We start from the raw sequence: 24,195 nt of genomic DNA, 5'->3' as shown, positions 1-24,195 counted from the left end.
TTTTTTGTTGGCTGTTTGTTTACAACATTAGGGCCCCGGAACCGTCTTTTGTTTTGCCACCGGGCCAGCGACTGCTTACCCCCTTATTTTTCCTTCTAATGCTGAATAAACAAGAATTCCGCAAGTTTGCCGTGAAGCACCAGGGCCTGAGCGGCCTGGGCGTGGACCAGTACATCCAACACGTGGAAGGCCAGACCCGCGGCGGCCTCATCATGCCCACGGGCATGACCCGCTCGGTGATTGAGGAGCGCCCCACGCGCTTCGCCGAAATCGACGTGTTTTCGCGCCTCATCATGGACCGCATCGTGTTCCTGGGCACGGCTGTGGACGACTACGTGGCCAACATCCTAACGGCGCAAATGCTGTTTCTGGAGTCGGCCGATGCCAAAAAAGACATCCTGCTCTACATCAACTCGCCCGGCGGGTCGGTGTACGCGGGCCTGGGCATCTACGACACGATGCAGTACGTGAACCCCGACGTGGCCACGATTTGCACCGGCCTCGCCGCCTCGATGGGCGCCGTGCTGCTGGCCGGCGGCGCGGCCAACAAGCGCTCGGCCCTGCCGCACGCCCGCGTCATGATTCACCAGCCGTCGGGCGGGGCCCAGGGCCAGTCGTCGGACATTGAAATCACGGCCCGCGAAATCCTGAAGCTCAAGAAAGAGCTGTATGACATTTTGGCCCAGCACACCGGCAAAACGTACCAGGAAATCCACGACAACTCGGACCGTGACTACTGGATGCGGGCCGACGAAGCCAAGGAGTACGGCCTGATTGACGAAGTGCTGGAGAAGAAGAAAGCCTAAATCGCAGATTTTGCAGATTTAAAAGGATTTCGCTGATTCAACAAAAGAGGCCCCTGCTACGCTAGCAGGGGCCTCTTTTGTTGCCTGGTTACGGGCTCAGCTTACCTTACCGCGATTGTGGCGGGCTGGAATTCGGGGTGGCCGGCTTGCCAGAGGGCGAAGGCGTACATGTTGGCAAAGTTGCGGAAGGCCACTTTTTTGTCTTCGGTGAAGTGGCCGTTGTCGTAGTTGACCTGCATGAGCACGGGCTTGCCCGAGGTGCTGGCGGCTTGCAGGGCCGCGGCGAACTTGCCCGGCTGCCACACGATGACGCGCGGGTCGTTCATGCCGCCCACGCACAGCACGGCCGGGTACTTGGTGCCGGCTTTCACGTGCTGGAAAGCGTCCATCTCGTAGAGGCCCCGGCACTGCACCGAGTCTTTGACGGTGCCAAACTCGGGGGCGTTAACGGGGCCGTTGGGCGAGTTCTCGAACCGCATTGCGTTGGAGCAACTCACGTTGCTGATGGCCGCCGCAAATAAGTCGGGCCGCTCGGTAATGGCCCGGCCAATGAGGACGCCGCCCGCACTAGTGCCCTCGCCGATGAGGTGCTGGGGGCTGGTGTAGCTGTTTTTGACGAGGTATTCGCCGCAGGAAATGAAGTCTTTCCAGGTGTTGGGCTTGGTGGTTTGGTAGCCGGCGCGGTACCAGGTCTGGCCTTTTTCGGAGCCGCCGCGCGGGTGCGTCACGGCCACCACCACGCCTTTGTTGAGCAGGGCCAGGTAGCGGGTGCTGAAGTAGGGCGTGGCCGAGATGCCGTAGGCCCCGTAGCCGGTCATGTAGCACACCGCCTGCCCGTCTTTTTTCAGCCCTTTGCGGTAAATCAGCGTGAGGGGCACCTGCGCCCCGTCGTGGCCGGGCGCTTCCACCTCTTCCACTACCAGGTCGGCCACGCCGGGGTACTTCGCGGGCACGTCGAAGCGGCTAACGGCCAGCTTCCGGGTCGCGGGGCTGTAGTCGTACAGCGTCAGGGGCTGTTTCCAGGACGTGACGTCGACCAGCACGTCGTTGCTGCGGGGCGCGTCGAGCGGCATCACGGCGGCCGAGCCGTTGAGGGGCAGCGGCACGGGGGCCCACTGCTTGCTGCGGGGGTCGTACTGCCGGATTTGGTCGTTGATGCCGTCGTTGAGCGTCACGAACAGGAAATCCTTCGTGGAGCTGATGCCGGTGATGTGCAGCTTGCCTTCGGGCAGCAGCACCCGGGCGGTGGCGGGGCTGGGGTTGGCCGCATCGGTGACCAGAATCCGGCCCCGGGGGGCCCCCTTGATGCTGTAGAGGTACAGTTGGCCGCCCAGCTTCAGGTAGTTGTACACACTGTCGGCGGGCGCGGCCAGGCGTTTCCAGGGAATGGTGGGCTTGCGCAAATCAGCCGGGGCGGCCACCCACGCATTTATCCGGTTGTCAACTGAACTTAGGCCGCCGTAAATCTGGGTTTCGTCGTCGGAGAAATAAACGTAGGGATACTGGTCGGGCCGGATGCCCAGCTGGGGGTACTTGGCCCGCGAAAACAGCTCGGGGTCGGCCGCGGGGTCGGTGCCGAGCCGGTGCAGCCGCGCCTTGGTGTCGAGGTTGCCCTTGGGGTCTTTGGGGTCGTTGGAGTTTTGCGGCGTGTAGAGGAAGCCGCTGTTGTCGGGCAGCCACGTCACCTCGCCCCCGAACACGGACGCAATGGTTTCGGGCCGGAAGGCCTTGGTGGCCACCGCCAGCGTGCGTAGCGCCGACAGCTCGGCCCCGCCCTCCTGCAAGCCGATGACCACCTGCTGGCCGTCGTTGCTGGGCGTGAAGGCCGCCATGGCGTAGGTTTTGGTTTTATCGTAGGCCGCGGGGTCGAAGAGCAGCCGCTCGGGGCCCGTTTTGCCTTCGCGCAGGTACAGCTTGCCCACGGCTTCGGTAGGCAGCGTTTTGCGGTAGAAGTAGCGCGTGCCGCGCTGCTTCACCTCGCCGTAGCGCACGGGGCGCAGCTTGTCGTAGCGCACAAAGGCGCTGATGAGGCTGTCGCGGCCCGGAATCTGGTCGAGGGCCTGCTTGGTGTAGTCGCCCTGGGCCTGGAACCAGGCCTTCACTTCGGGGCTGTTGGTGTCTTCGAGCCAGCGGTAGTTGTCGACCACGGCCTGGCCGAAGTAGGTGTCGGTGACCGGGCGCTTGGGCGTGGCGGGCGGGCCCTGGGGCCCCTGGGCGGCGGCAACGCTGGCCAAGAGCAGTAGTCCGGGAAGCATCCTTTTCATAGCGGGCGGGGGGTTGAGGTGGGGGAAGAAACGATGCGGCGGCCGGGAAGTGGGGCCTGGTGCGGGAGTGGCCCGGCCGCCCCGGCACCTGCCCCGGCGGAAGCCGGGCGAAAGCTTCAGGGCAGCGCGGTGGCCCTTCGGAGCCAGTGCCAGCGCCTAGTTTAGTTCCGGCCAAATATTATTTACAAGCTGGCGACCAAATATATAGTATTTTTATATATTTTCATCCAATCTTAATTGCCGTCATTTTCAGCGGCATTGCTCTGGGCCGGCCGGGGCCGCTGGCGCGGGGGTGCGGGGGCAGGTTGCGGGCCCGGCGGCACCAATCGGGCGTTCCCAGACGTTGGGCACGTTGTACCTTTGGGGCCCTTTGCCTGAAATACTGCCCTACTTATTACCATTCTGTTCCGATGGCCGAAATATCCTGCTCCTTTTGCAACCGCAGCAAGCGTGAAGTCGCCGTCATGATTTCGGGCATCAACGCCCACATTTGCGAGAAATGCGTGGGCCAGGCCCAGCTCATCCTCGACGAGGAGGCCAAGGCCCAGGAGGCCGGCAAGCACCCCAAGTTCAACCTCATCAAGCCCCGCGCCATTAAGGAACACCTTGACCAGTACGTCATTGGCCAGGACGAGGCCAAGCGCGTGATGGCGGTGGCCGTGTACAACCACTACAAGCGCCTGATGCAGAAACCCCAGGACGACGAGGTGCAGATTGAGAAGTCCAACATCATCATGGTGGGCGAAACCGGCACCGGCAAAACCTTCCTGGCCCGGATGCTGGCCAAAATCCTGCAAGTGCCCTTCTGCATCGCCGACGCCACCGTGCTGACGGAGGCCGGCTACGTGGGCGAGGACGTGGAGAGCATCCTCACCCGCCTGCTGCAAGCCGCGGATTACGACCTGGAAGCCGCCGAGCGCGGCATCGTGTACATCGACGAAATCGACAAGATTGCCCGCAAGAGCGACAACCCCAGCATCACGCGCGACGTGAGCGGCGAGGGCGTGCAGCAGGCCTTGCTGAAGCTGCTCGAAGGCACGGCCATCAACGTGCCGCCGCAGGGGGGCCGCAAGCACCCCGAGCAAAAGATGATTTCGGTGAACACCGAGAACATCCTCTTCATCTGTGGGGGGGCCTTTTCGGGCATCGAGCGCATCATCAAGAGCCGGCTGAACACCAAGCCGATGGGCTTCGCCAAAACCAACCTGGAGGAGCAGGTGGACACCCAGAACTTCCTGCGCTACGTGTCGGCTCAGGACATGAAGTCGTTCGGCCTCATCCCCGAACTGATTGGCCGCTTGCCGGTGCTCACTTTCCTCAACCCGCTGGACAAGACCACGTTGCGCCAGATTCTGACCGAGCCCAAAAACTCGCTCGTGAAGCAGTACAAGCGCCTGTTCGGCATGGAAAGCATCGACCTCGACTTCACCGAAGAGGCCCTGGCCTACATCGTGGACAAGGCCGACGAGTACCGCCTGGGGGCCCGGGGCCTGCGCTCCATCTGCGAGAGCATCATGACCGACGCCATGTTTGAGATGCCCGACGAAGTGGGAGCCGACGAGCTGGTCATCAACCTGAGCTACGCCCGCAGCAAGTTCGAGAAGTCGCCGCTGCGGCACATGCGGGCGGCTTAACGCAATTAAAAATCAGGAATTAAAAATGACCGCCTGAGTAAGCGGTCATTTTTAATTTTGGCAGTGGCCTAAAACGGGGTGATCGGGCTAATTTTTCGTTCGTCGGACCACTCTGACAATACCCCGGAGCCGCTGTTCAACCGCCAGAGTGGCCCGACGAAGCCCTTCGGGCAATTCGCCGGACCACCCCGTTTTAGACCACCGCCCTAATTTTTAATTCCTGATTTTTAATTCATCTTTCAAGTAGCCAACCATTAGCGCGGCCGTTTTTTGGGCGGCTTGCTGCTGGCCGAGCTTGGTGCGGATTTCGTCGTAGCCGGCCTTGATGCGGGCCTGGTAGGCCTCGTCGGTGAGCAGCAGCTTCAGCTCGTCCATGAGGTTGCGGGCCGTGAAATCGTTCTGAATCAGCTCTTTCACCACGGCGTGGCCGGCGATGAGGTTGACGAGCGAAATGTAGGGCACCTTGATGACCAGCTTGCCGATGGCGTAGCTGATGTTGCTGGTGCGGTAGCACACGATTTGGGGCACGCCGAACAGGGCCGTTTCGAGGGTGGCGGTGCCACTGGTGACGAGGGCGGCCGTGGCGTGGCTCAGCAGGTCGAAGGTTTGGTCGAAGACGAGGCGGATGCCGTTGCGCTCGAAGTGCTGGTAATAGACGCGGTCGAGGTTGTCGACGCCGGCCACCACGAACTGGTAGTCCACCATGAACGGGGGCAGGATGGCCAGCATCACGTGCAGCATCTCCTCGATTTCCTGCTTGCGCGAGCCGGGCAGCACGGCGATGATGGGCCGCTGGTCGAGCTGGTTGCGGGCGTGAAAGTCGGCCGTGGGCACAAACTCAGCCACCGCGTCGGCGGTGGGGTTGCCGGCGTAGTCCACGGGGTAGTCGAAGCGCTTATAAAACTCTTCCTCGAACGGCAGGATGACGAACATCTTGTCGACCCGGGACTTTACCTGCTCGACGCGGCCCTCGTTCCAGGCCCATATTTTGGGCGAAATGTAGTAGAACACCTTCAAGCCCTGGGCCTTGGCGAACTTGGCCACCCGCAGGTTGAACCCGCCGTAATCGACCAGGATGAGCACGTCGGGCCGGTAGGCTTGCAGGTCCTTTTCGCACTCCTTGAGGTAACGCCGAAACTTGAGCACCCCGGTGGCGGCTTCCAGGAAGCCCATCACGGCCAGGTCCTGGTAGTGGTGCACCAGCTCGCCGCCCACGGCCCGCATCAGGTCGCCGCCCCAGAAGCGAAACTCCGCGGCGGCGTCCTCCGTGCGCAGGGCCCGCATGAGGTCAGCGGCGTGAAAATCGCCCGACCGTTCGCCGGCAATTAGGTAGTATTTCATGCTGAGTTATGAGTTATAAGTTATGAGTTATGAGTTAAGGCCTAGGAGTGACATGCTGCTTAACTAGCTAAATGCCAACTCATAACTCATAACTTTTAACTCATAACTAAAATCACCCGTAGTACTCCACGAAGTTGCGGGGCGTTTCGTAGAGCTTGACGCAGTGGAGCTGGGCGGGCGTGATGGCGGGCAATTCGCGGGCCAGGATTTGCCAGAAGGCCACGGCCAGGTTTTCGGTGCTGGCCATCTGGCCGGCCAGGAAGGGCACGTCGAGGTTGAGGTTTTTGTGGTCCACCTGGTCGGTCACGTGTTCCTTGATGAGGTCGGACAGGGCCTTGAGGTCCACGACGAAGCCGGTGTCGGGGTCGGGGGTGCCGCGCACCGTTACCACGAGGTCGTAGTTGTGGCCGTGCCAGTTGGCGTTGGCGCAGGGGCCGAACACCTCGCGGTTGCGCTCGTCGCTCCACCGGGGGTTGTGCAGCTTGTGGGCGGCGTTGAAGTGCTCGTGGCGGCTGACGTAAATCATGGGGGTGCGGGGGAAACGCGCTGGCCCGCCGCTTCCCGTATTTTCACCGCAAATATACGCCGCCGGGCCCCCGGCCGGGCCCTGGGCGCGGGCGGGCCGTACCTTTGGGGGCTCCATTCTTCTCGCTTATGATAGTCGTCACCGGTGCGGCGGGCTTTATTGCCAGCGCCCTCGTTTCCCGCCTCAACGCGGCCAATTTCAACGATGTAGTGGTCGTGGACAACTTCTCGGTGGAGAAGAAGCTGCGCAACCTCGAAGGGAAGAAACTGCGCGAATACGTGGACCGGGAGGATTTTTTCACGTGGCTCGACGCGCACCACGCGCAGGTAGAATTCGTGTTTCACCTGGGGGCCCGCACCGACACGGCGGAGATGGACCCGGCCGTGTTCGACCTGCTCAACCTGAACTACTCCAAGCAGATGTGGCGGGCTTGCTGCCAGTACCAGCTGCCGCTGGTGTACGCCTCGTCGGCGGCCACCTACGGCGACGGCACCCTGGGCTACACCGACACCGACGCGGCCCTGTTCCCGCTCTACCGGCCGCTGAACCCGTACGGCGAGTCGAAGAACGACTTCGACAACTGGGCCCTGGCGCAGGCGGAAAAGCCGTATTTCTGGGCGGGGCTGAAGTTTTTTAACGTGTACGGGCCCAACGAGTACCACAAGGGCCGCATGGCGTCGGTGGTGCTCCACGCCTTCAACCAGATTCAGCAGGACGGCTCGATGACGCTGTTCAAGTCGCATAACCCCGACTACGTGGACGGCGGGCAGATGCGCGACTTTGTGTACGTGAAGGACGTGGTGGAAGTGTGCTTCTTCCTGCTGCACCACCGCAAGGATTCGGGCATCTACAACCTGGGCAGCGGCACGGCCCGCACGTTCATGGACCTGGCCCTGAATACGTTCGAGGCCATGGGCCGGCCGGCCGATATTTATTTTAAAGATACGCCGGAGGACATCCGCGACAAGTACCAGTACTACACCCAAGCCGACATGCAAAAGCTGAAGAGCATCGGCTACCCCAACGCCTTTGCCTCGCTCGAAGAAGGCATCCGCGACTACGTGCAGCAGTACCTGCTGCCGGAGCGCTATTATTAGCTGCCGTTACGCAGTCGGAAGCCGCTCTCCCGGGCGCCTCATCCCCTAGCCCCCTCTCCAAAAGAGAGGGGGAACTAGTTTTAGTCTTAGTATTTAAAAACTAGTTTTTTAAAGCGAGAGCTAGTTCCCCCTCTTTTTTGGAGAGGGGGCTAGGGAGTGAGGTGCACCTCAGGGGCGGCCCCAACCACGTGGCAGCAGCTAGTACCCCAAGCAGTTACCAACCCGGGGGCCCGGGCCGCGTATCAGGCCAACACCCGCCTAATCTTTCTGCTTTGACTACCTCGCGTTCGGTCATTACTATCGTGGGCGGCGGGTTCGCGGGCACGGCCCTGGCGCTGCACCTGGCGCGGCAGCCGGGCCTGCTGGCGCGGGCCGCCGTGCACCTCGTGGAGCCCGGCCCCGCGCCCGGGCCCGGCCTGGCGTACGCCCCCGGCCCGGCCGAGCGCCTACTGAACGTGCGGCCGGGCAACCTGAGCCTATACCCCGACGAGCCCACACACTTCGCCGATTGGCTGGCCCGGCAGCCCGAAGTGGCGGCCGGCGTGCCGGAATTTGCCCCCCGCCCCTGCTACGGGCGCTACCTGGTCCAGGCGCTGGCCGCCGCGCAGGACTCGGGCGGCGTGCGCTGGCACCGGGCCGCCGCGGTGGCCGCCCCATTGGGCCCCGGCGGCCGGCGCGCCGTGCGGCTGGACGACGGCACCGTTATCGAAAGCGACTACGTAGTGTTGGCGCTGGGCAACTTCCCGCCCCCATCACCCGCCGGGCCCGACCTGGCCTACCTCGCCCACCCCGGCTACCACGCCGACCCGTGGGCCCCCGGGGCCCTGGCCAGCATCGGCCCCGACGAGCCGGTGCTGCTCGTGGGGGCCGGCCTCACCGCAATGGACGTGCTGGTGGGCCTGCACCGGCAGGGGCACCGCGCCGCGGTGGTGGCCGTGGCCCGCCACGGCCGCTGGCCCGCCATGCACGGGCCCGCCGGGGTGGCGTACCCCAGCTACTACGACGAGCTGGCGGGCCTGCCGACGGTGAACGGCGTGGTGGCCGTGTTCAAGCGGCACGTGCGGCGGGCGGCGGCGCAGGGGCTGGGCTGGCGGCCGGTGCTCGACGCGCTGCGCCCCGACCTGGGCCGCATCTGGTCGGCGTGGCCGCTGGCCGAGCAGGCGCGGTTTCTGCGGCACCTAGCCCCGCTGTGGGGCGTGGCCCGCCACCGCAGCCCGCCCCAGAACACGGCCACCGTGGCGGCCCTGGCGGCGGCGGGCCAGCTGCGACTGGTGGCGGGCCGGGTGGAGGCTTTGGCCCCGGCCGGCCCCAACCTGCGGGCGACGGTGCGCGAACGCGCCGGGACCGCCGCCACGCACCTGGCCCGCCACGTGGTGTGCTGCACCGGCCCGCTGTTCGACTACGGCCGCATCGACGCGCCGCTGGTGCGGCAACTGCGGGCGGCGGGCCACCTGCTGCCCGACCCGCTCGGCCTGGGCATCCGCACCGATGCCCACGGGGCCCTGCTGGCGGCCGACGGGGCCCCGGTCTCCGGCCTGTTCACGCTGGGCCCCAGCCGCCGGCCCGCGGCCTTCGAATCGACGGCCGTGCCGGAGCTGCGGCTCCAAGCCGTGGCCCTGGCCGCCGAGCTGGCGGCCCGCGTGGCGGCCGGGTAGGCCGCAAAAAAGCCGCTGGCGCGGGGCCAGCGGCTTTTCGAGCAAAAATGTGGGCGTTGCTACGCGGCCAGGCGCTCGTCGGCCGCCGGGTACATGGGCCGCACGGTGGCTTCGGGCAGGGCGGCCGGGGCCGGGCGCGGCGCTACGTCGTCGGCGTGGCGGCGCAGGGCCCGCATGAGCAGGTACTTGTACTTCTCGGCGTCGGCCAGGGCTTGCTCCAGGGCGCGGAGGGCGGCGTCGTAGGCCACCACTGGCTGCAAGTCGCGGCGCGGGCGGCGGGCTTCAAACACGTGCGGGGCGAGGTATTCGGCGGGAGCTTTCATGGCGGAAGAGAGAATAATTTGCGGGGGGTTTCTTAGCTGATTAATTAACCAAAAACACCCGTTTTTCATTCACTGCAACTGTTATTTTCAGCAAATTATACTTACTGTATATCAGTATTTTAAATATAATTTGCCTTAACAAATCTGCTCCTTAGCGCTACGCTATTTGCAGCACGATTTTGCCGAACTGCTGGCCGGCTTCAAGGCGGCGCAGGGCAGCTTCGGCTTCGGCCAGCGGGAAGATTCCGTCCACCACGGGCACGAGCTTGTGTTCGGTTACAAAGGCCAATAAATCGTCAAAGTCCTGCTCCGAGCCCATCGACGAGCCCAGGATGCTGAGCTGCTTCCAGAACACTTTGCCCGGGGGCACGTCGGGAATGTTGCCCAGCGTGCCGCCGTAGAACACGATGCGCCCGCCCGGCGCGGCGGCGTCGAGCAGGGCCCCGAACGCCGGACCACCGGCGCTGTCGATGATGACGTCGAACGGGCCCCCGGCCTGCTTCACCAGGGTTCTGGCCCAGCCATCGGTCTGGTAGTTGATGCCGCCGCGCAGGCCCAGGGCGGACAGCCGGGCCAGCTTGTCGTCGGAGCCCGAGGTGCCCCACACCTCGCAGCCGTGGGCCACGCACAGCTGGGCCGCCACGATGGCCACGCCCCCGCCAATGCCCGTGACGAGCACCCGCTCGCCGGGTTGGGCCCGGGCCCGGGCAAAGGCCGCCCGGTAGCCCGTGAGGCCCGCCAGCGGCAGGGCCGCGCCCTGCGCGTCGGTGAGGTGCGCGGGCAGGGGGCGGATGTACTGGGCGGCGGCCGTGATGTACTCGGCAAACGTGCCGGGGTCGGGCATGCCCAGCACCACAAAGTCCTTGGCCTGGGCGGTTTGGCTGGTGCCCCAGCGGCGGCCGGGGTTCACAATTACGCGACTGCCCACGGCGGGCGCGTCGGCGGGCACGCCGAGGCCCCAGGCGGCCACTTCGCCCACGCCGTCGGCCCCGAGGGTGCAGGGCAGCGCGATGCCCGCGTACTGGCCTTTCTGAATCCAGACGTCGCGGTGGTTGAGGGCGGCGGCGCGGAGCCGGACGAGGATTTCGCCGGGGCCGGGCACGGGCGCGGGCACGTCGCGCAGCACCACGGGCTGGTGGACGGCATCGAGCTGAATGGCTTGCATAAGGAATGGGGAAGAGTGACGGCCCGGACGCGGGCCAGCGTTGGTGCTACAAGAGTAAGGCAGGAAGGGGCATTGCGGACAACCCCGGGCCTTGGAGGGGCACCGCTTGCGCGGGCTCGTACCCTTTGCGCTTCGCCTGGGAAAGGCAGCCTACAGCCTCACGCCGTTTACCAAGTGCGCCACGTAGTAGGCGGCCCCGGCGGCGGCGGCCCCGGTGGCGGCCATCTTCAGGGCCCCGGGCACGGGGGGCTGGCCGGTGAGGCGGCTCTTGAAAAACCCGAACACCAGCAGGCACAGCAGCGTGATGGCCCCCGACCAGAGCAGCCCCTGCTGGGGCGTGGCCGTAAAAAAGTAAGCGCTGAGCGGGATCAGGCCGCCCACGGCGTAGGCCGCGGCGATGGTGCCGGCGCTTTTGGGGGCCTGCTTGGGGTCGGGCTCTTCCAGGTCCAGCTCGTACTTCATCATGAACTTCACCCACTGTTCCGGGTCCTGGGTCAGCTCATGGGTGGCCTGGGCGGCGGTGGCGGGGCTCAGGCCCATGTTGGCCAGCAGCTCCTGCACCTCGCGGCGCTCGGTGTCGGGCACGGTGCGCACCTCGGCGTGCTCGCGGGCCAGCTCGGCGGCGTAGTGGTCCACCTCGGTGCGGCCGGCCAGGTAGCCGCCCAGGCCCATGGCGATGGAGCCGGCCACGATTTCGGCCAGCCCCGCCGTGATGACCAGCCCCGACGACTGCACGGCCCCGCTCAGCCCCGCGGCCAGGGCAAAGGGCACCGTGAGGCCGTCGGACAAGCCAATGACAATGTCTTGCAGCACGGCCGAGCTGGACAGGTGGTATTCGCGGTGCAGGAAAGGCGGCATAAAATGAGGGGGCGGAATGAGGACGGCCCGGTACCATCGGTGAAGGCCGGGCCCTCACCATACTCCCCAAGCCAGCGCATGGTTCGGCCGGGCCGGGCCGAAACGGCCGGTTGGCGCGGGCCCCATCACTATTCGGGCATTGCCTTGTATAAACCGGCCGGCGGTGCGTAGCTTTACTGAAGCCCGCTGACCGCGCTTTTTAGCAATAAATGGTCATTGGGCACCGTTCTCTAAAGGCGGCGGATAGCGTTTTTTTTAAGCATCCGCTGGCTAGTCTGCCTACTATCCCGCCCCATTATGCCCGCAGCGCTACCGCGTCCTACCCTATCCGCTACGCTTATTTCTTTCCTGCCAATTACTACGCCGGGCCCGGCGGCCCGCACCGGCCACCGGGGCCCGGCTAAGCGGCGGCCGGCGGCCGGCTGGCTGCTCGCGCTGCTGCTGCTGCTGAGCGGCGCGGCCACCACGGCCCGGGCCCAGCAGGCCACGCCGCCGCCGGAGTGCGCGGCGGACGAGAAGTTCGCCAACACCTGGTACTTCGGCTTCAAGGCGGGGCTCGACTTCAACGCGGCCACCGATTCCATTCCGCCCAAGGTGCTGACCGATGGGGCGATGGATGCCCCCGCCGGCTCGGGGATAATGTCGGATGCCAACGGCAAAATCCTGTTCTACAGCAACGGGGAAACCGTTTGGAACGGCGACGGCACCGTGATGACCAATGGTACGGGGCTGGCGGGCAACCGCTTTTCCACCGACGGCCCCCTGCCCATCAGGATGCCGGGCACCGTCATGCCGGGGCAGCCGACGCGCTACCTGCTCTTTACCCTGGACAGTACCGCGGGCCTGAATTATTCGCAAATTGACATTCCCGCGGGTGGCGGGCCGGGCACCGTCATCGCCGCCACCAAAAACACGCCCCTGGCCCGCGGCACGGCGGAGAAGCTAACGGGCGTATTTCACAAAAACGGCTGCGACATCTGGGTTATCGCGCACGGCTGGGGCACTGCCAAAACCGGCAACGACAACCGCGGCGACGCCTTTCTGGCCTACCGCGTGCGCCTGATGACCGGCGTGGATGCTACCCCCATTATTTCGGCCATCGGCAGCCTGCACGCGCCGAGTGCGTCGCCCGTGGGCTACAAAGGCCAGATGAAGGTGACGCCCGACGGCCAGCGGCTGGCCCTGGCCCGCTACAGCGAGGTGCTGGGCGACAGCAGCAGCACCGTGGAGCTGTTTGGGTTTGACACCAGCACGGGCCTGGTGAGCGCCAATCCCCAGGTGCCTTACATTGTTGACAAGGGGGCGGGGAAATACTACGGGGTGGGGTTTTCGCCCGGTAGCTACCTCTACGCCACGGTGATGAACCCGCCCCAGCTGCTGCAATTCGACATCAGCGGCAACGGGCCGGTTACCAAGCAGGTTATTCCGCTCAAGCAAAAAATGCCGGCTGACCTGGGCTCCTTGCAGGCCGCGCCCGACGGCAAGATTTACGTGGCCCGCAACAACCAGCCCGCGCTGGGCTTCATTGCCTACCCCGACTCGCTGGGGGCGAAAGCCCGTTACGCCGATGACAGCCTGCAGCTGGGCGGCCGCCTGAGCGGCCTGGGCCTGGTCAACTTCAACCAAAGCTCGCTGCTGCGCGTGGGCCCGAGTTTTGAGATAACGGGTTGTAAGCAAATTTCTTTTAAGGCCCCGCCCATCGACTTTGACGGGAAAACCTACGCCTGGAAATTTGGCGACGGGGCTACCTCCAGCGAGGAAAATCCCGTGCACGTTTACGCTACGCCCGGCACCTACACGGTGACGCTGCGCATCACGACCGCGTGCTTCTGCCGCGAAAGTTCGGGCTCCATCTTGGTGCCCGACCTGCCCAAGCCGGGTGGCATTGCCGCCCCTCAGGTGCTGTGCGCCGGAACCGCGCCGGCGGCCCTTACCAGCACTACGGCTGCGTCGGGCGATGGCGGCCTCCCGCTCGTTTACCAGTGGGAATCTTCGACGGATAATACTACTTTCAGCGCTATTGCGGGGGCTACCGGTGCAGGCTACCAGCCCGCAAACCTGCCGCCCGGCACCACCTATTTCCGGCGGCGGGCGCAGCTGCTGCTGCCCAGCGGCTCGGGGCCCTACTGTACCCCCACTTCCACAGCCTCGGTAGCCATCACCGTGCTGCCGGCCGTGGTGGCCGGCAGCATCGCGGCCGACCAGGCCGTGTGCGCCGGCGCTACCCCCGCGCCGCTGACGAGCGCCGCCCCGGCCTCGGGCGGCAGCGGCACGTTTACCTACCAGTGGGAAGCCTCGCCGGACAACATCACCTGGACGTCCGTTGCCGGGGCCACGGCCGAAACCTTCGCGCCCGGCCCCCTCACGGCCACCACGTACTTCCGCCGCCAGGCCCTCTCCGGGCCCTGCAACGCGCCGTCCAACGCAGTGGCGCTGACCGTACTACCTGCTCTGACGGCCGGCACCATCGCCGCCGACCAAGCCCTCTGTGCCGGCGGCACCCCGGCCCCGCTCACCGGCAGCGCCCCGGCCACGGGCGGCACGGGCCCCGTCGCCTACCAGTGGGAGGCCTCGGCGGACAATACCGCTTTCGCCCCCGTTGCCGGGGCCACCGGCGCGGACTACGCGCCGGGCCCGCTCACGGCCACCACCTACTTCCGGCGGCGGGCGAGTGCCAGCGGGACCTGCGCCCCGGCCGTGTCCAACGTCGTCGCCATCACCGTGGCCCCGGCCCTGACGGCCGGCACCATCGCCGCCGACCAGACGCTGTGCAACGGGGCCACGCCCGCGCCGCTCACCAGCACGACGGCAGCGGCGGGCGGCCCGGGCGCGGTTGCCTACCAGTGGGAGTCATCGGCGGATAACACTAACTGGACCGCCGTAGCCGGCGCTACCGGCCCCGACTACGCGCCCGGCCCGCTGACGGCCACCACCTACTTCCGGCGGCGGGTGAGTTCGGGGGTCTGCGGACCCGCGTATTCGCCGTCCGTGACCCTGACGGTGCTGCCGGCCTTGGTGGCCGGCAGCATCGCCGCCGACCAGACCGTGTGCGCCGGTAATACCCCCGCCCCGCTCACCAGCACAGCGGGGGCCAGCGGCGGCACGGGCAGCTACGGCTACCAGTGGGAGGCCTCGGCCGACAACGTTGCCTGGACGGCCATTGGCGGCGCTAACGGCGCCGACTACGCGCCCGGCCCGCTCGCAGCCACTACCTACTTCCGCCGCCAGGTAAGCTCCGGGGCCTGCACCACCGCGCCGTCGAACGTCGTGACCCTGAACGTGGTGCCGGCCCTGGCGGCCGGCACCATCGCCGCCGACCAAGCCCTCTGCGCCGGCAGCACCCCGGCCCCGCTCACCGGCAGCGCCCCGGCCACGGGCGGCGCGGGCCCCATCGACTACCAGTGGGAAGCCTCGGCGGATAACACCACCTTTGCCCCCATAGCCGGGGCCACCGGCGCGGGCTACGCGCCGGGCCCGCTGAACGCCACCACCTACTTCCGGCGGCGGGCCAGCTCGGGCAGCGCCTGCGCCCCGGTCGTGTCCAACGTCGTCACCATCACCGTGCCCCCGGCCCTGGCGGCCGGTACCATCGCCGCCGACCAGGGGCTGTGCCTGGGCGCTACCCCGGCCCCGCTCACCAGCACGGCGGCGGCCAGCGGCGGCACGGGCAGCTACAATTACCAGTGGGAATCCTCGCCGAATAATAGCACCTGGACGGCCATCCCGGGCGCTAACGGGGCCGACTACGCGCCCGGGCCCCTGACAGCCACCACTTACTTCCGCCGCCGCGTGGCCTCGGGGACTTGTGGCCTGGAGTACTCGTCCTCCGTGGCCCTGACGGTGTTGCCGGCGCTGAGCGCGGGCAGCATTTCGGCCGACCAGGACATTTGCGCCGGCAGCACGCCGGCTTCGCTCTCCAGCACCACCGAGGCGGGCGGCGGCACGGGCACGTATGCCTACCAATGGGAAGCGTCGGCGGACAATGCCAACTGGACCGCCGTAGCCGGGGCCACCGGCCCGACTTTCGCGCCCGGGCCGCTGGGGGCCACTACTTACTTCCGCCGGCGGGCAACTTCGGGCACCGGCACCTGCTCCACGGCGGTTTCCAACGTCGTGGCGGTGCGGGTGCAGCCCGTCACCACGCCCACCGTGAGCCTGGATACCCCGCCCACGCAGTGCCCTGGCACGGCCCTCACCTTCACGGCCGTAGTCGCGAACGCGGGCCCTGCGCCCACTTTCCAGTGGTTTGTCAATAACGTGGCCGTGGCCAGCGGGCCCACGTTCACCAGCAGCACCCTGGTTACCGGCGACCAGGTGCGGGTGGAGGTGACGCCCACGGCGGGGCTGTGCAGCACCGGGCCGGTGGCGGCCACCGTCGCGGTGACGCGCACGCCCACGCCGCCGCCCACGCTCGCCATTGCCGTGCAGCCGGCCGGGCCCGTGTGCCCGGGCGAGCCGCTCACCTTCAGCGTTGCGAGCATCAGCGGGGCCGGGCCCGCGCCCGCCTACCAGTGGCTGGTAAACGGCAACAACGTGGCCGGGGCCACCAACCCGGTCTTCACCAGCACGACGCTGCGCGACGGCCAGGTGGTGACGCTGCGCCTGCGCACGACCGATGCGTGCGGGCAGCCCGTCACGGCCGTTTCCAACGGCGTGGCCGCGCAGATTCTCCCGCCGGTGCTGGTGAGCGCGGGCCCCGACAAGCAGATTCTCCTCGGCAGCTCCGTGCTGTTGGAAGGCAGCTCCAACGGCACGCCCGTGGTGTGGACGCCGGCCACGGGGCTGACGTTCCCGACCAACGACCAGCTGCTGCCCGCGGCCTCGCCCACGGTGACCACGACCTACACCCTTACGGCCGGGACCGGGGGCTGCGCCAGCTCCGACCAGGTGACGGTGACCGTGCTGCCGCCCATCCGCATTCCCAACGCCTTCACGCCCAACGGCGACGGCCGCGACGACACCTGGCAGATTGAGTTCATCGAGCAGTTCCCCGACAACACCGTGAGCGTGTTCAACCGCTGGGGCAACAAGATTTTCTCGGCCGACCACTACAGCCGGGCCAACGAGTGGCGCGGCGACATCAACGGCCAGCCCGCGCCGGTGGGCACCTACTACTACGTGGTCGTCACGCGGGGCCCGCTGGGCCGGTCCTACAGCGGGCCAATCACGATTCTATACTAAATAAAACGTCCTCTTGCGCTTGTCGAAGCAGATTTCCTTTCTTCCTGGCCAGACCCTCAGGCAATTATTGTTATGAAAAGAACCCTACCTCTGCTGCTGCTTTCGCTGCTGCTGCTGCTGGCCGCCGCGCCGGCCCGGGCCCAGCAGCAGGCGCAGTACAGCCAGTACATGAACAACAATTCCCTCCTGAACCCGGGGGCCACCGGCGTGGAGGACTACATCGACGTCAAGCTCAGCTACCGCACCCAGTGGGTGGGGCTGGAAGGGGCCCCCAAGACGTACTACGCCAGCATCAGCTCCTCGCTGGGCAAGTGGCGCAGCACCAGCAAGCGCACCATCCGCGACCGGCACCGGCCGTTTCACGCGCTGGGGGCCCTCGTGTACAACGACGTGACCGGGCCCACGAGCCGAACCGGGGTATACGGCTCCTATGCCGTCAACCTGGTGCTGACGAATAAAATCCGCATGGCCCTGGGCGTGTCGGCGGGCATGCAGCAGTTTGCCGTCGACGGGGAGCAGCTGCACTTCTTCGACCCCACGACCGTGGCGGCCAGCGCCGCTTCGCGGGTGCTCGACGGCTCGGTGGGCGTGTGGGTGTACAGCCCCGATTTCTACTTCGGGGTGTCGAGCGCGCAGCTGCTGGCCAACCGGCTCAACTTTTCCTACGGGCCCAACCAGGTGGACGCGGGCGCGCCCGGCAACTCCCTGCGGCGGCACTACTTCGCCACGGCCGGGGTGCGGGTGAAGCTCGACGACGACTGGTCGCTGGTGCCGTCGGTGCTGGTGAAGGCCGTGGACCCGGCCCCGCTCTCGGTGGACCTCAACGCCAAGCTCAAGTACCAGGACCTGCTGTGGGTGGGCGTGTCCTGGCGGGCCTTCGACTCGGCCGTGGCCATGGTGGGCCTCAGCTACGAGCAGCTCACGCTGGGCTACTCCTACGACGCCGGCCTCTCCGGGCTGTCCGGCTACCACGCCGGCAGCCACGAAATACTGCTGGGGCTGCGGCTGAAGAAAAAAGCCCAGGTGGTGTGCACCAACAAGTTCTGGTAGCAAGGAGTAGTTTGGCGGGCCCGGACGGAGCAAAGGCTTCCCTTGCTGGCCCGCGGCGAAACCGCTTCTGGCGGCTTACCCGCTCAGCCAAGTAACTGGCAGTAAATTTTTTGAGGGTTTTGCTGCGGGCCTGCCCGCGCAGGCGGTTCCGTGGACTCAGCGAAGGCTTGGGGGGCGGCGCAGCGCTCTGCTGCCCGGTTGGCGCTGCGCCGTGGGTGAGTCCGGTTGGGGCGGGCACAGCAATACCGCGGGACCTATTTATCGCATGTTGTCGGGCCCTAGGGTGGGTACAATCGGAGTAGCCTTCGGTGAAGAAGGACGCAACAGACGGTTGCCGGAACGCCTTTCCAGTGCGCAAAAACCACCCCTGCTCCACAACGGCTTGATAATTGAGAGCCAATGGTTTTGGAGTGCATCAAGACCAGATACGTTACAGAGCAGTGAAAACCGCATCCTCACCGAATCACAACATTTTACATTAAATATATATTATTAAAATAATATAACTAAATCTTTGCAAAAAACGATTTTGGGAAATCTAGTTTTTTAAATATTTTTTGTATTTTTTGTAGCTTTTTCATTAAAGTAGCATGAACTTTGAGTAGTTGTCTTTTAAACCGCGGGATACTTTTCGGATAGTACCCGCTATAAAAGCAGCGATTGGCAATTTGGCTTTAAACAATGTTGCTACATACGTTATGATATAGGAAAAATATTTTTAGAAATATTAATAATCCTAAGCCGAAAGCTTCCATTACTCGTCTAATGGGATGCGATTTATCCTAATCAGTTTCTACTAGTTGTATCAGATGTCCTCCTTTATATTAGAAGCATTGTTTGCGGTAGCCCAGCGGGGCCGGCGGCAAGCCACCGCGGCCCTTGGGCGGTTGGGCCGGGGCTACGGGGCCTGCCTGCTGCTGCCCGCATTCGTGGCGCAGGCCCAGTCGACAGCTCCTCCGGTGGGCACCCCGGGCCTAACGGTGGATTATTACCGCGGCTATTTCTACGGAAAACCAGCGTTTTTCACGAGCACCGTCCCCGCGATTCACAACCGCCCGGTGGAACAGCTAAACTTCGTGGAGGCCGAAACCGACAACTTCGCCGTGGGCAACGTGGCTACGTACTACGCGCCCGGCAACCCCGACGAGTTCAGCGGGCGCTTTCAAGGGCAGTTGTATGCCACCACGGCCGGCACGTACACGTTTTACTTGGGCTCGGACGACGCGGCTTACCTGTGGGTTGATAACAATGCGCAACCGATTGCGCTTAACAGCAGCGATGCTTTTTCTTTCCGAGAGGCCACTGGCGTGCTTGCCCTGGCGGCCGGCCTGCACACCGTACGGGTTGACTACGGCGAGCACGGCGGCAGCCAAGGCCTGGTGCTCCAGTACGCAGGGCCCGGTATGCCGAAGCAGTTGGTCCCCAATGGGGTGCTGTACAGTCAAGGCGAGGCCATTCAGCCGGTGCTCATGCGCTTCGAGGCGGTGGCCAACGACCAGCAAGTGCAGTTGGACTGGGCCACGGCGGCCGAAGCCAACAGCACGGCTTTCGTGGTGCAGAAATCGACGGACGGCGTGACCTTCAGCGACTTGCTGCGCCAGCCCGGCGCGGGCACCACTTCGGCTACGACCAGCTATGCGGCCACCGACCAGCAGCCCGCCAATGGCAGGAACTTCTACCGCATCGAGCAGATTCGTAGCGACCGGCCGCCGGTGTACTCCCCGGTCAAGGTGGTCGAAATTGTTCCCATGCCGTTTGCAGTCAGCATCTACCCGGTGCCCAACAACGGTACGTTTTTCGTGCGCGTCCAACCAGCCAGTGCTGGCCCAGCCCTCCTGGAAATAGTCGACATGATTGGCCGCCACGTGTACCGGCAACAGGTACCGCTCCAAGGCAGCGCACCGCAGTTGATAAACCCCAACCTGGCCATCGGCATGTACATTTTGCGCCTCACCACCAGCGCTGGCACCCTGGTGCAGAAAATGCCCTTGGGCGGCTGATTGCACTAGTTGGCAGTTGACCAGTGGTCAGTGGCTACCCGATGGCTCGCCACTGACAATCCATTTTCGTTCGGAAAGTACTCAAAAGGCTCGTTGGCCGCCGTTTTCGCGCGGCGGCCAACGAGCCAACGGCGCAACAGGGCACTACACTGGCTTGAGGTTGAAAAACCGCTGCTTCACGGCTAATACGGTCATTCAGTTACCGGTTTCAAGCCAACGAGAGCCAGGGGGGCCGCTACCAGCCCGCCCATCAGCAGGCCCCCCAGGTGGGCGGCGTTGTCAACATTGCCCGACAGGCCGGAAATTAAGTTACTAAGCACCAAGTACAAAACCAGGCCCAGCATGGCGCGGCGGTCGAATTTATCCAGCACCAGCTGCTTGCTGAGCAGCAGCGTCAGCAGCAGCCCGTAGAGCCCGAAAATGGCCCCGCTGGCCCCCACCGAGTTGATGCCGCCCCGGTGGTACCACAGCGTGGCCAGGCTGCCGGCCGCGCCGCTGGCCAGGTACACGGCCAGCAGGCGGGCCGCGCCCACCCGGGCTTCCAGCAGCACCCCCAGCAGCCACAGGCTGAACCCGTTGAGCAGCAAGTGCGTGGCGCCGGCGTGCACAAACACGCTCGTGAGCAGCCGCCAGGGCTGGCCGGGCAGCGTGAGGCTGCTCACGTTGGAGCCCCAGCGGGCCAACTCGTGGCCGGTGGGGTCGGTGGCCGACACGCCGCTGGCCGTCATGGCCGCCCACACCGCCGCGTTGAGCCCCAGCAGCAGCGGCGTGGCCCAGAAGCGGCGCGAGGGCAGCAGCGCCCGCAGGGCCGGGCCCCAGCCGGCAGCCGGCGCGGGCGGGGCCGGGGCCGGCGGGGGGCCGGGCGCGGCGGGCACCGGCACCAGGGCGCGGCGCTGCAGCTCGGCCACGGCGGCGGCCCCCACGGCGGGCGGGTAGCGGGCCGCGTGCTGGGCCAGGTAAAACAGCTCGGCGTCGGGCCGCTCGGCGAAGTGGGCCGTGGCGCGGGCGGTGCCGTCGTCGGGCGGGGGCAGCGGGGCGGGCTCTTCCATGCGCAGGCTACCGCGAAGTGTTGCCTTCCAGCACGATGCGCTTGTAGGGCCGGCCCGATACGGGCGACACCGGCAGCAGGCCACCGACTAAATCCTCCGCTTCGGCGGTGCGCTTGTTCATTTCTTCATCAGTGCGGAAGCGGTCCTCAGGCAGCAGGGCGGGCAGGTTGTCCAGGATGTGCTGCTGGTTGCCGGACGCGTCCTTCATGCGCTGGAGCTGGCCTTGCATGGTGGGCCCGAAGCTGAACCCGTACATATTGGCGCGGTTCCACGCCTGCCAGGTTTCACGCACCAGCCGGGCCTGGTCGGCAAAGTTGGGGCCGGCCTGACCCGCATCGGCCCGGCCGGTGAGGTACTCGGTTTGGGCTTCGGCGGTCCAGAAGCGCTTGGCCAGCTCGCGGTACTGGCGCAGGTGTTGGGCGTTGGCCTGCTCGGCGGCGGGCACCTGGCGCAGCTGCTGCTCGACGGCGCGGGCCACGGCCGCGTCGTAGTTGGGCATGGCGTGGGTGGCTTCCTCCACGAGCTTGGGCGGGGGCATGCGGCGCTTGGCCTCCAGGCGGGCCTGGGCCGCGGCAGCAGCAGCGTCGCTGCTCTGCTTCAGGTAGTACGTGCCGCCGCCCAGCACCAGCAGGCCCAGGCCCAGGGCCGCGGGTTTCAGCCAGGCACGCGGCGCGACGGCGTCGGCGGCGTCGGCGGCAGGGTTGGTTGGCAGCTCGGGCGCGAGGGGCGGCGGCGCTGGCAGCGTGCCCCGGTGGCGCAGTTCCTGCTGGGCCCCGGCCACCAGCTCGGGAGCGTATTGGGCGGGGTTCTGGACGAAAAACAACAGCTCGTCGTCGGTTTTTTGCCGGTAAAAATCGGAGGCAGCGGCCACGGAAGGTAGCGTGAAGGGTGGAAGGAAGATAAAATAACGGGCCCGCGCCGGCGGCCGGTGCGGGAATGCCGCCCCAAGTTCGGGTGCCGCGCGCAAAGCCCCGCGCAGCGTCCAACCCAACCGCCGCGCCGCCGCGCCGTAAGCCGGCAGGAAGAACGGTGAACAGCCAGCGGGGAATGGCTAATCAGCAACTGCCACTACTCTTGCCAACCGGCCGCCGTTTCTTCATCAACCCCTTAACCACCAGCCCACCCATGCCCGCTCCCGAACAAAACCCCACCGACCCCCGCCCCGACGACGCCAGCACCGCGGCCACCCAAAACTCCGGCGTTGACCGCGACCAGAACGCCAGCGGCAACCCCGAAGCCGGCAACCTTGCCACCAGCACCCAGGAACACATGGGCGACGGCGCGGGCATCCGCGGCGACTACGGCGACGCCGAGCAAACCAACGGCCTCGAAGGGGGCCCCGACCAGCCCCAGACCGACACCGAGCTGACCGGCTCGTGAGAAAGGGCCCCGGGGCGTCGTAATTTGCCGTCGTTCTATTTCCTTGCTTGAATGGCTGTAGTGCTGCGACGCCCCTTTTTTCTTCTTTTGCTGCTGGCGGGCCTATTCGGCCAGCGGGCCCGGGCCCAGGCCGACTCGGTGGCCGCCCCGCCGCCCAAGCGCGAGCTGCGCGGCTTCTGGATTGCCAGCGTCGAGAACATCGACTGGCCCAACCAGCGGGGCGAGGCCCCCGTGCAGTACCGCGCCGAGTACCGCCGCCTGCTCGACGCCGGCCAACGGGCGGGCCTAAACGCCGTGTTCGTGCAAATCCGGCCCGCCTCGGACGCCCTCTACAAATCCAGCCTGGAGCCCTGGAGCAAGTGGCTCACCGGCCAGCAGGGCCGGGCCCCCGACGGCGACGCCGACCCCCTGCCCTACCTCATCAGCGAGGCGCACCGGCGCGGCATGGAATTTCACGCCTGGTTCAACCCGTACCGGGCCAGCCTCGACACCGTGACGCGCCGCTTCGGGGCCCTGCACCCCTACCGCACCCACCCCGAGTGGTTCGTCCGCTACGGCAGCTCGTACCTCTACAACCCCGGCCTGCCCGCGGTGCGGGCCCACATCACCCGCGTGATTATGGACGTGGTGCGGCGCTACGACATCGACGCGGTGCACTTCGACGACTACTTCTACCCCTACCAGGAGCCGGGGCTTACGTTTCACGACGAGCAGACCTTCGCCCAGCGGCCGGCCGAAGAGCAGGCATTCGACCAGCTCGGCGACTGGCGGCGCAACAACGTGAACGTGCTCATCCGGGATTTGCACGACAGCATCCGCACGGCCAAGCGGTGGGTGAAGTTCGGCATCTCGCCCTTTGGCGTGTGGATGAACAAATCGGCCGACCCCAACGGCTCCGACACCCGCGCCGGGCAGCCCAGCTACGCGGCCCTGTACGCCGACACGCGCCTGTGGCTGCAAAAAGGCTGGATCGACTACGTGGTGCCGCAGCTGTACTGGAGCACCGGCTTCCGGCTGGTGCCCTACGCCACCATGCTGGATTGGTGGACGCGCAACCGCTACGGGCGGCACCTCTACATCGGCCAGGGCACCTATCGGATGCTCGAAAGCACCCGCTCCGACACTACCTGGCGCAACCCCCGCGAGCTGCCCCGGCAGGTGCGCCTCAACCGCAGCTACGGCGGCGCGGCCAGCGGCAGCGTGTTTTTCTCGGCCAAGTCGCTGCGCGACAACCCGCTGCACACCACCGACTCGCTGCGCCTGAACCTGTTCCGCTACCCGGCGCTGGTGCCCGCCATGCCGTGGCTCGACGCCGTGCCGCCGCGCCCCGTGGCGGGCTTTGCCCTCACCCGCGCCGGCCGCGTGGCCACCCTCAGCTGGCAGCCCGGCCCGGCCGCCGCCGACGGCGACGTGGCCGCCTACTACGTGCTTTACCGCTTCGGGCCCGGCGAATACCCCTCGCCCGACGACCCGCGCCACATCCTGGCCCTGCCCCGCGCCACCCCCGGCCACGGCACCACGTTTATCGACACCACGGCCGCGCCCGGCCAGTCCTACGCTTACTACCTCACCGCCGTGGACCGCCTCCACAACGAGAGCCGCCCCGTGAGCCTGCGCACCAACGGCCAGCTGCCCACCGAAATCGTAATGGCCTCGATGCCCGGCGTGGCCGCCCTGCCCCCGCCCGCCCCCGCCCGCCCCCCGGAAGCCCCGAACCTGAAGTTCCCCGCGCTGCGCCCGCTAGGCACAGACGCGGAGGCGGCCAGCAACAAGCTCCGGGCCCCGGCGAAACCCCAGCGGCGGGGCTTCTTTGCCCGGCTGTTTGGCGGCGGATAATGCGCACCGTATTCACAAAAAAAGGCCCTT

General features: G+C 66.1%; 17 protein-coding genes. 9 read left to right on the top strand and 8 right to left on the bottom strand.

What is annotated here, in order from left to right:
• Window positions 1-98 precede the first annotated feature (98 nt).
• Window positions 99-806 (top strand): ClpP family protease, encoded by a 708-nt coding sequence (locus HNP98_RS14360; protein WP_173810780.1) that lies wholly within the window; start codon window positions 99-101, stop codon window positions 804-806.
• Between the two features lie 101 nt (window positions 807-907).
• Here the strand turns inward: HNP98_RS14360 and HNP98_RS14355 are convergent, their stop codons facing one another.
• Complete coding sequence (locus HNP98_RS14355) at window positions 908-3,070, bottom strand: prolyl oligopeptidase family serine peptidase (RefSeq protein WP_173810778.1); 2,163 nt, start codon at window positions 3,068-3,070, stop codon at window positions 908-910.
• Window positions 3,071-3,480: 410 nt separating this feature from the next.
• Between HNP98_RS14355 and clpX the strand changes: the two genes are divergently transcribed.
• A complete protein-coding gene (clpX, locus tag HNP98_RS14350) occupies window positions 3,481-4,704 on the top strand; it encodes an ATP-dependent Clp protease ATP-binding subunit ClpX (RefSeq protein ID WP_173810776.1) in 1,224 nt (407 codons plus the stop codon).
• A gap of 213 nt (window positions 4,705-4,917) precedes the next feature.
• Here clpX and lpxB read toward each other — a convergent pair whose 3' ends face one another.
• Both lpxB and HNP98_RS14340 read right to left on the bottom strand, forming a co-directional pair.
• The gene (gene lpxB / locus HNP98_RS14345) at window positions 4,918-6,045 is read right to left on the bottom strand and encodes a lipid-A-disaccharide synthase (RefSeq protein WP_173810774.1); all 1,128 of its coding nucleotides are present in this window, start codon (window positions 6,043-6,045) and stop codon (window positions 4,918-4,920) included.
• A gap of 112 nt (window positions 6,046-6,157) precedes the next feature.
• On the bottom strand, window positions 6,158-6,571 hold the full coding sequence (locus HNP98_RS14340) for a 6-pyruvoyl trahydropterin synthase family protein (protein ID WP_173810773.1): 414 nt from the start codon (window positions 6,569-6,571) through the stop codon (window positions 6,158-6,160).
• A 128-nt stretch (window positions 6,572-6,699) separates the two neighbouring features.
• Here HNP98_RS14340 and rfaD point away from each other — a divergent pair, with 128 nt between their 5' ends.
• The gene (rfaD, locus tag HNP98_RS14335) at window positions 6,700-7,668 is read left to right on the top strand and encodes an ADP-glyceromanno-heptose 6-epimerase (protein ID WP_173810772.1); all 969 of its coding nucleotides are present in this window, start codon (window positions 6,700-6,702) and stop codon (window positions 7,666-7,668) included.
• A gap of 272 nt (window positions 7,669-7,940) precedes the next feature.
• The gene (locus tag HNP98_RS14330; RefSeq protein WP_173810770.1) at window positions 7,941-9,323 is read left to right on the top strand and encodes an FAD/NAD(P)-binding protein; all 1,383 of its coding nucleotides are present in this window, start codon (window positions 7,941-7,943) and stop codon (window positions 9,321-9,323) included.
• A gap of 59 nt (window positions 9,324-9,382) precedes the next feature.
• Here HNP98_RS14330 and HNP98_RS14325 read toward each other — a convergent pair whose 3' ends face one another.
• The 3 genes from HNP98_RS14325 to HNP98_RS14315 form a co-directional block, all read right to left on the bottom strand.
• Complete coding sequence (locus HNP98_RS14325; RefSeq protein ID WP_173810768.1) at window positions 9,383-9,646, bottom strand: hypothetical protein; 264 nt, start codon at window positions 9,644-9,646, stop codon at window positions 9,383-9,385.
• Window positions 9,647-9,803: 157 nt separating this feature from the next.
• On the bottom strand, window positions 9,804-10,811 hold the full coding sequence (locus HNP98_RS14320) for a zinc-binding dehydrogenase (protein ID WP_173810766.1): 1,008 nt from the start codon (window positions 10,809-10,811) through the stop codon (window positions 9,804-9,806).
• A 150-nt stretch (window positions 10,812-10,961) separates the two neighbouring features.
• Window positions 10,962-11,669 carry a VIT1/CCC1 transporter family protein gene (locus tag HNP98_RS14315; protein ID WP_173810765.1) on the bottom strand — a complete coding sequence of 236 codons (708 nt, stop codon included), beginning with the start codon at window positions 11,667-11,669 and terminating at the stop codon, window positions 10,962-10,964.
• 297 nt (window positions 11,670-11,966) lie between these two features.
• On the opposite strand from HNP98_RS14315, the gene HNP98_RS21985 reads away from it, so the two are divergent.
• The 3 genes from HNP98_RS21985 to HNP98_RS14300 all read left to right on the top strand — a co-directional run bounded on the left by HNP98_RS21985 (window position 11,967) and on the right by HNP98_RS14300 (window position 19,900).
• Window positions 11,967-16,850 (top strand): T9SS type B sorting domain-containing protein, encoded by a 4,884-nt coding sequence (locus HNP98_RS21985; protein ID WP_173810764.1) that lies wholly within the window; start codon window positions 11,967-11,969, stop codon window positions 16,848-16,850.
• 72 nt (window positions 16,851-16,922) lie between these two features.
• On the top strand, window positions 16,923-17,900 hold the full coding sequence (locus HNP98_RS14305) for a PorP/SprF family type IX secretion system membrane protein (protein ID WP_173810763.1): 978 nt from the start codon (window positions 16,923-16,925) through the stop codon (window positions 17,898-17,900).
• An 809-nt stretch (window positions 17,901-18,709) separates the two neighbouring features.
• Window positions 18,710-19,900 (top strand): PA14 domain-containing protein, encoded by a 1,191-nt coding sequence (locus tag HNP98_RS14300; protein ID WP_173810762.1) that lies wholly within the window; start codon window positions 18,710-18,712, stop codon window positions 19,898-19,900.
• Window positions 19,901-20,091: 191 nt separating this feature from the next.
• On the opposite strand, the gene HNP98_RS14295 is transcribed toward HNP98_RS14300, so the two are convergent.
• Together HNP98_RS14295 and HNP98_RS14290 are read right to left on the bottom strand one after the other, a co-directional pair.
• Window positions 20,092-20,949 carry a rhomboid family intramembrane serine protease gene (locus HNP98_RS14295; RefSeq protein ID WP_173810761.1) on the bottom strand — a complete coding sequence of 286 codons (858 nt, stop codon included), beginning with the start codon at window positions 20,947-20,949 and terminating at the stop codon, window positions 20,092-20,094.
• A gap of 7 nt (window positions 20,950-20,956) precedes the next feature.
• The gene (locus tag HNP98_RS14290) at window positions 20,957-21,820 is read right to left on the bottom strand and encodes a hypothetical protein (protein WP_173810760.1); all 864 of its coding nucleotides are present in this window, start codon (window positions 21,818-21,820) and stop codon (window positions 20,957-20,959) included.
• A 254-nt stretch (window positions 21,821-22,074) separates the two neighbouring features.
• Between HNP98_RS14290 and HNP98_RS14285 the strand changes: the two genes are divergently transcribed.
• Window positions 22,075-22,329 (top strand): hypothetical protein, encoded by a 255-nt coding sequence (locus tag HNP98_RS14285; protein WP_173810759.1) that lies wholly within the window; start codon window positions 22,075-22,077, stop codon window positions 22,327-22,329.
• A 51-nt stretch (window positions 22,330-22,380) separates the two neighbouring features.
• Window positions 22,381-24,165: a glycoside hydrolase family 10 protein gene (locus tag HNP98_RS14280; RefSeq protein WP_173810758.1), complete on the top strand. Its 1,785-nt coding sequence runs from the start codon at window positions 22,381-22,383 to the stop codon at window positions 24,163-24,165.
• The last annotated feature ends 30 nt before the right edge of the window (window positions 24,166-24,195 follow it).

Source organism: Hymenobacter caeli (assembly GCF_013294115.1).
Taxonomy (GTDB): Bacteria; Bacteroidota; Bacteroidia; order Cytophagales; family Hymenobacteraceae; genus Hymenobacter; species Hymenobacter caeli.
Note: the sequence above shows the minus strand (reverse complement) of the source record. Positions and strands in the feature narration are given on the sequence as shown.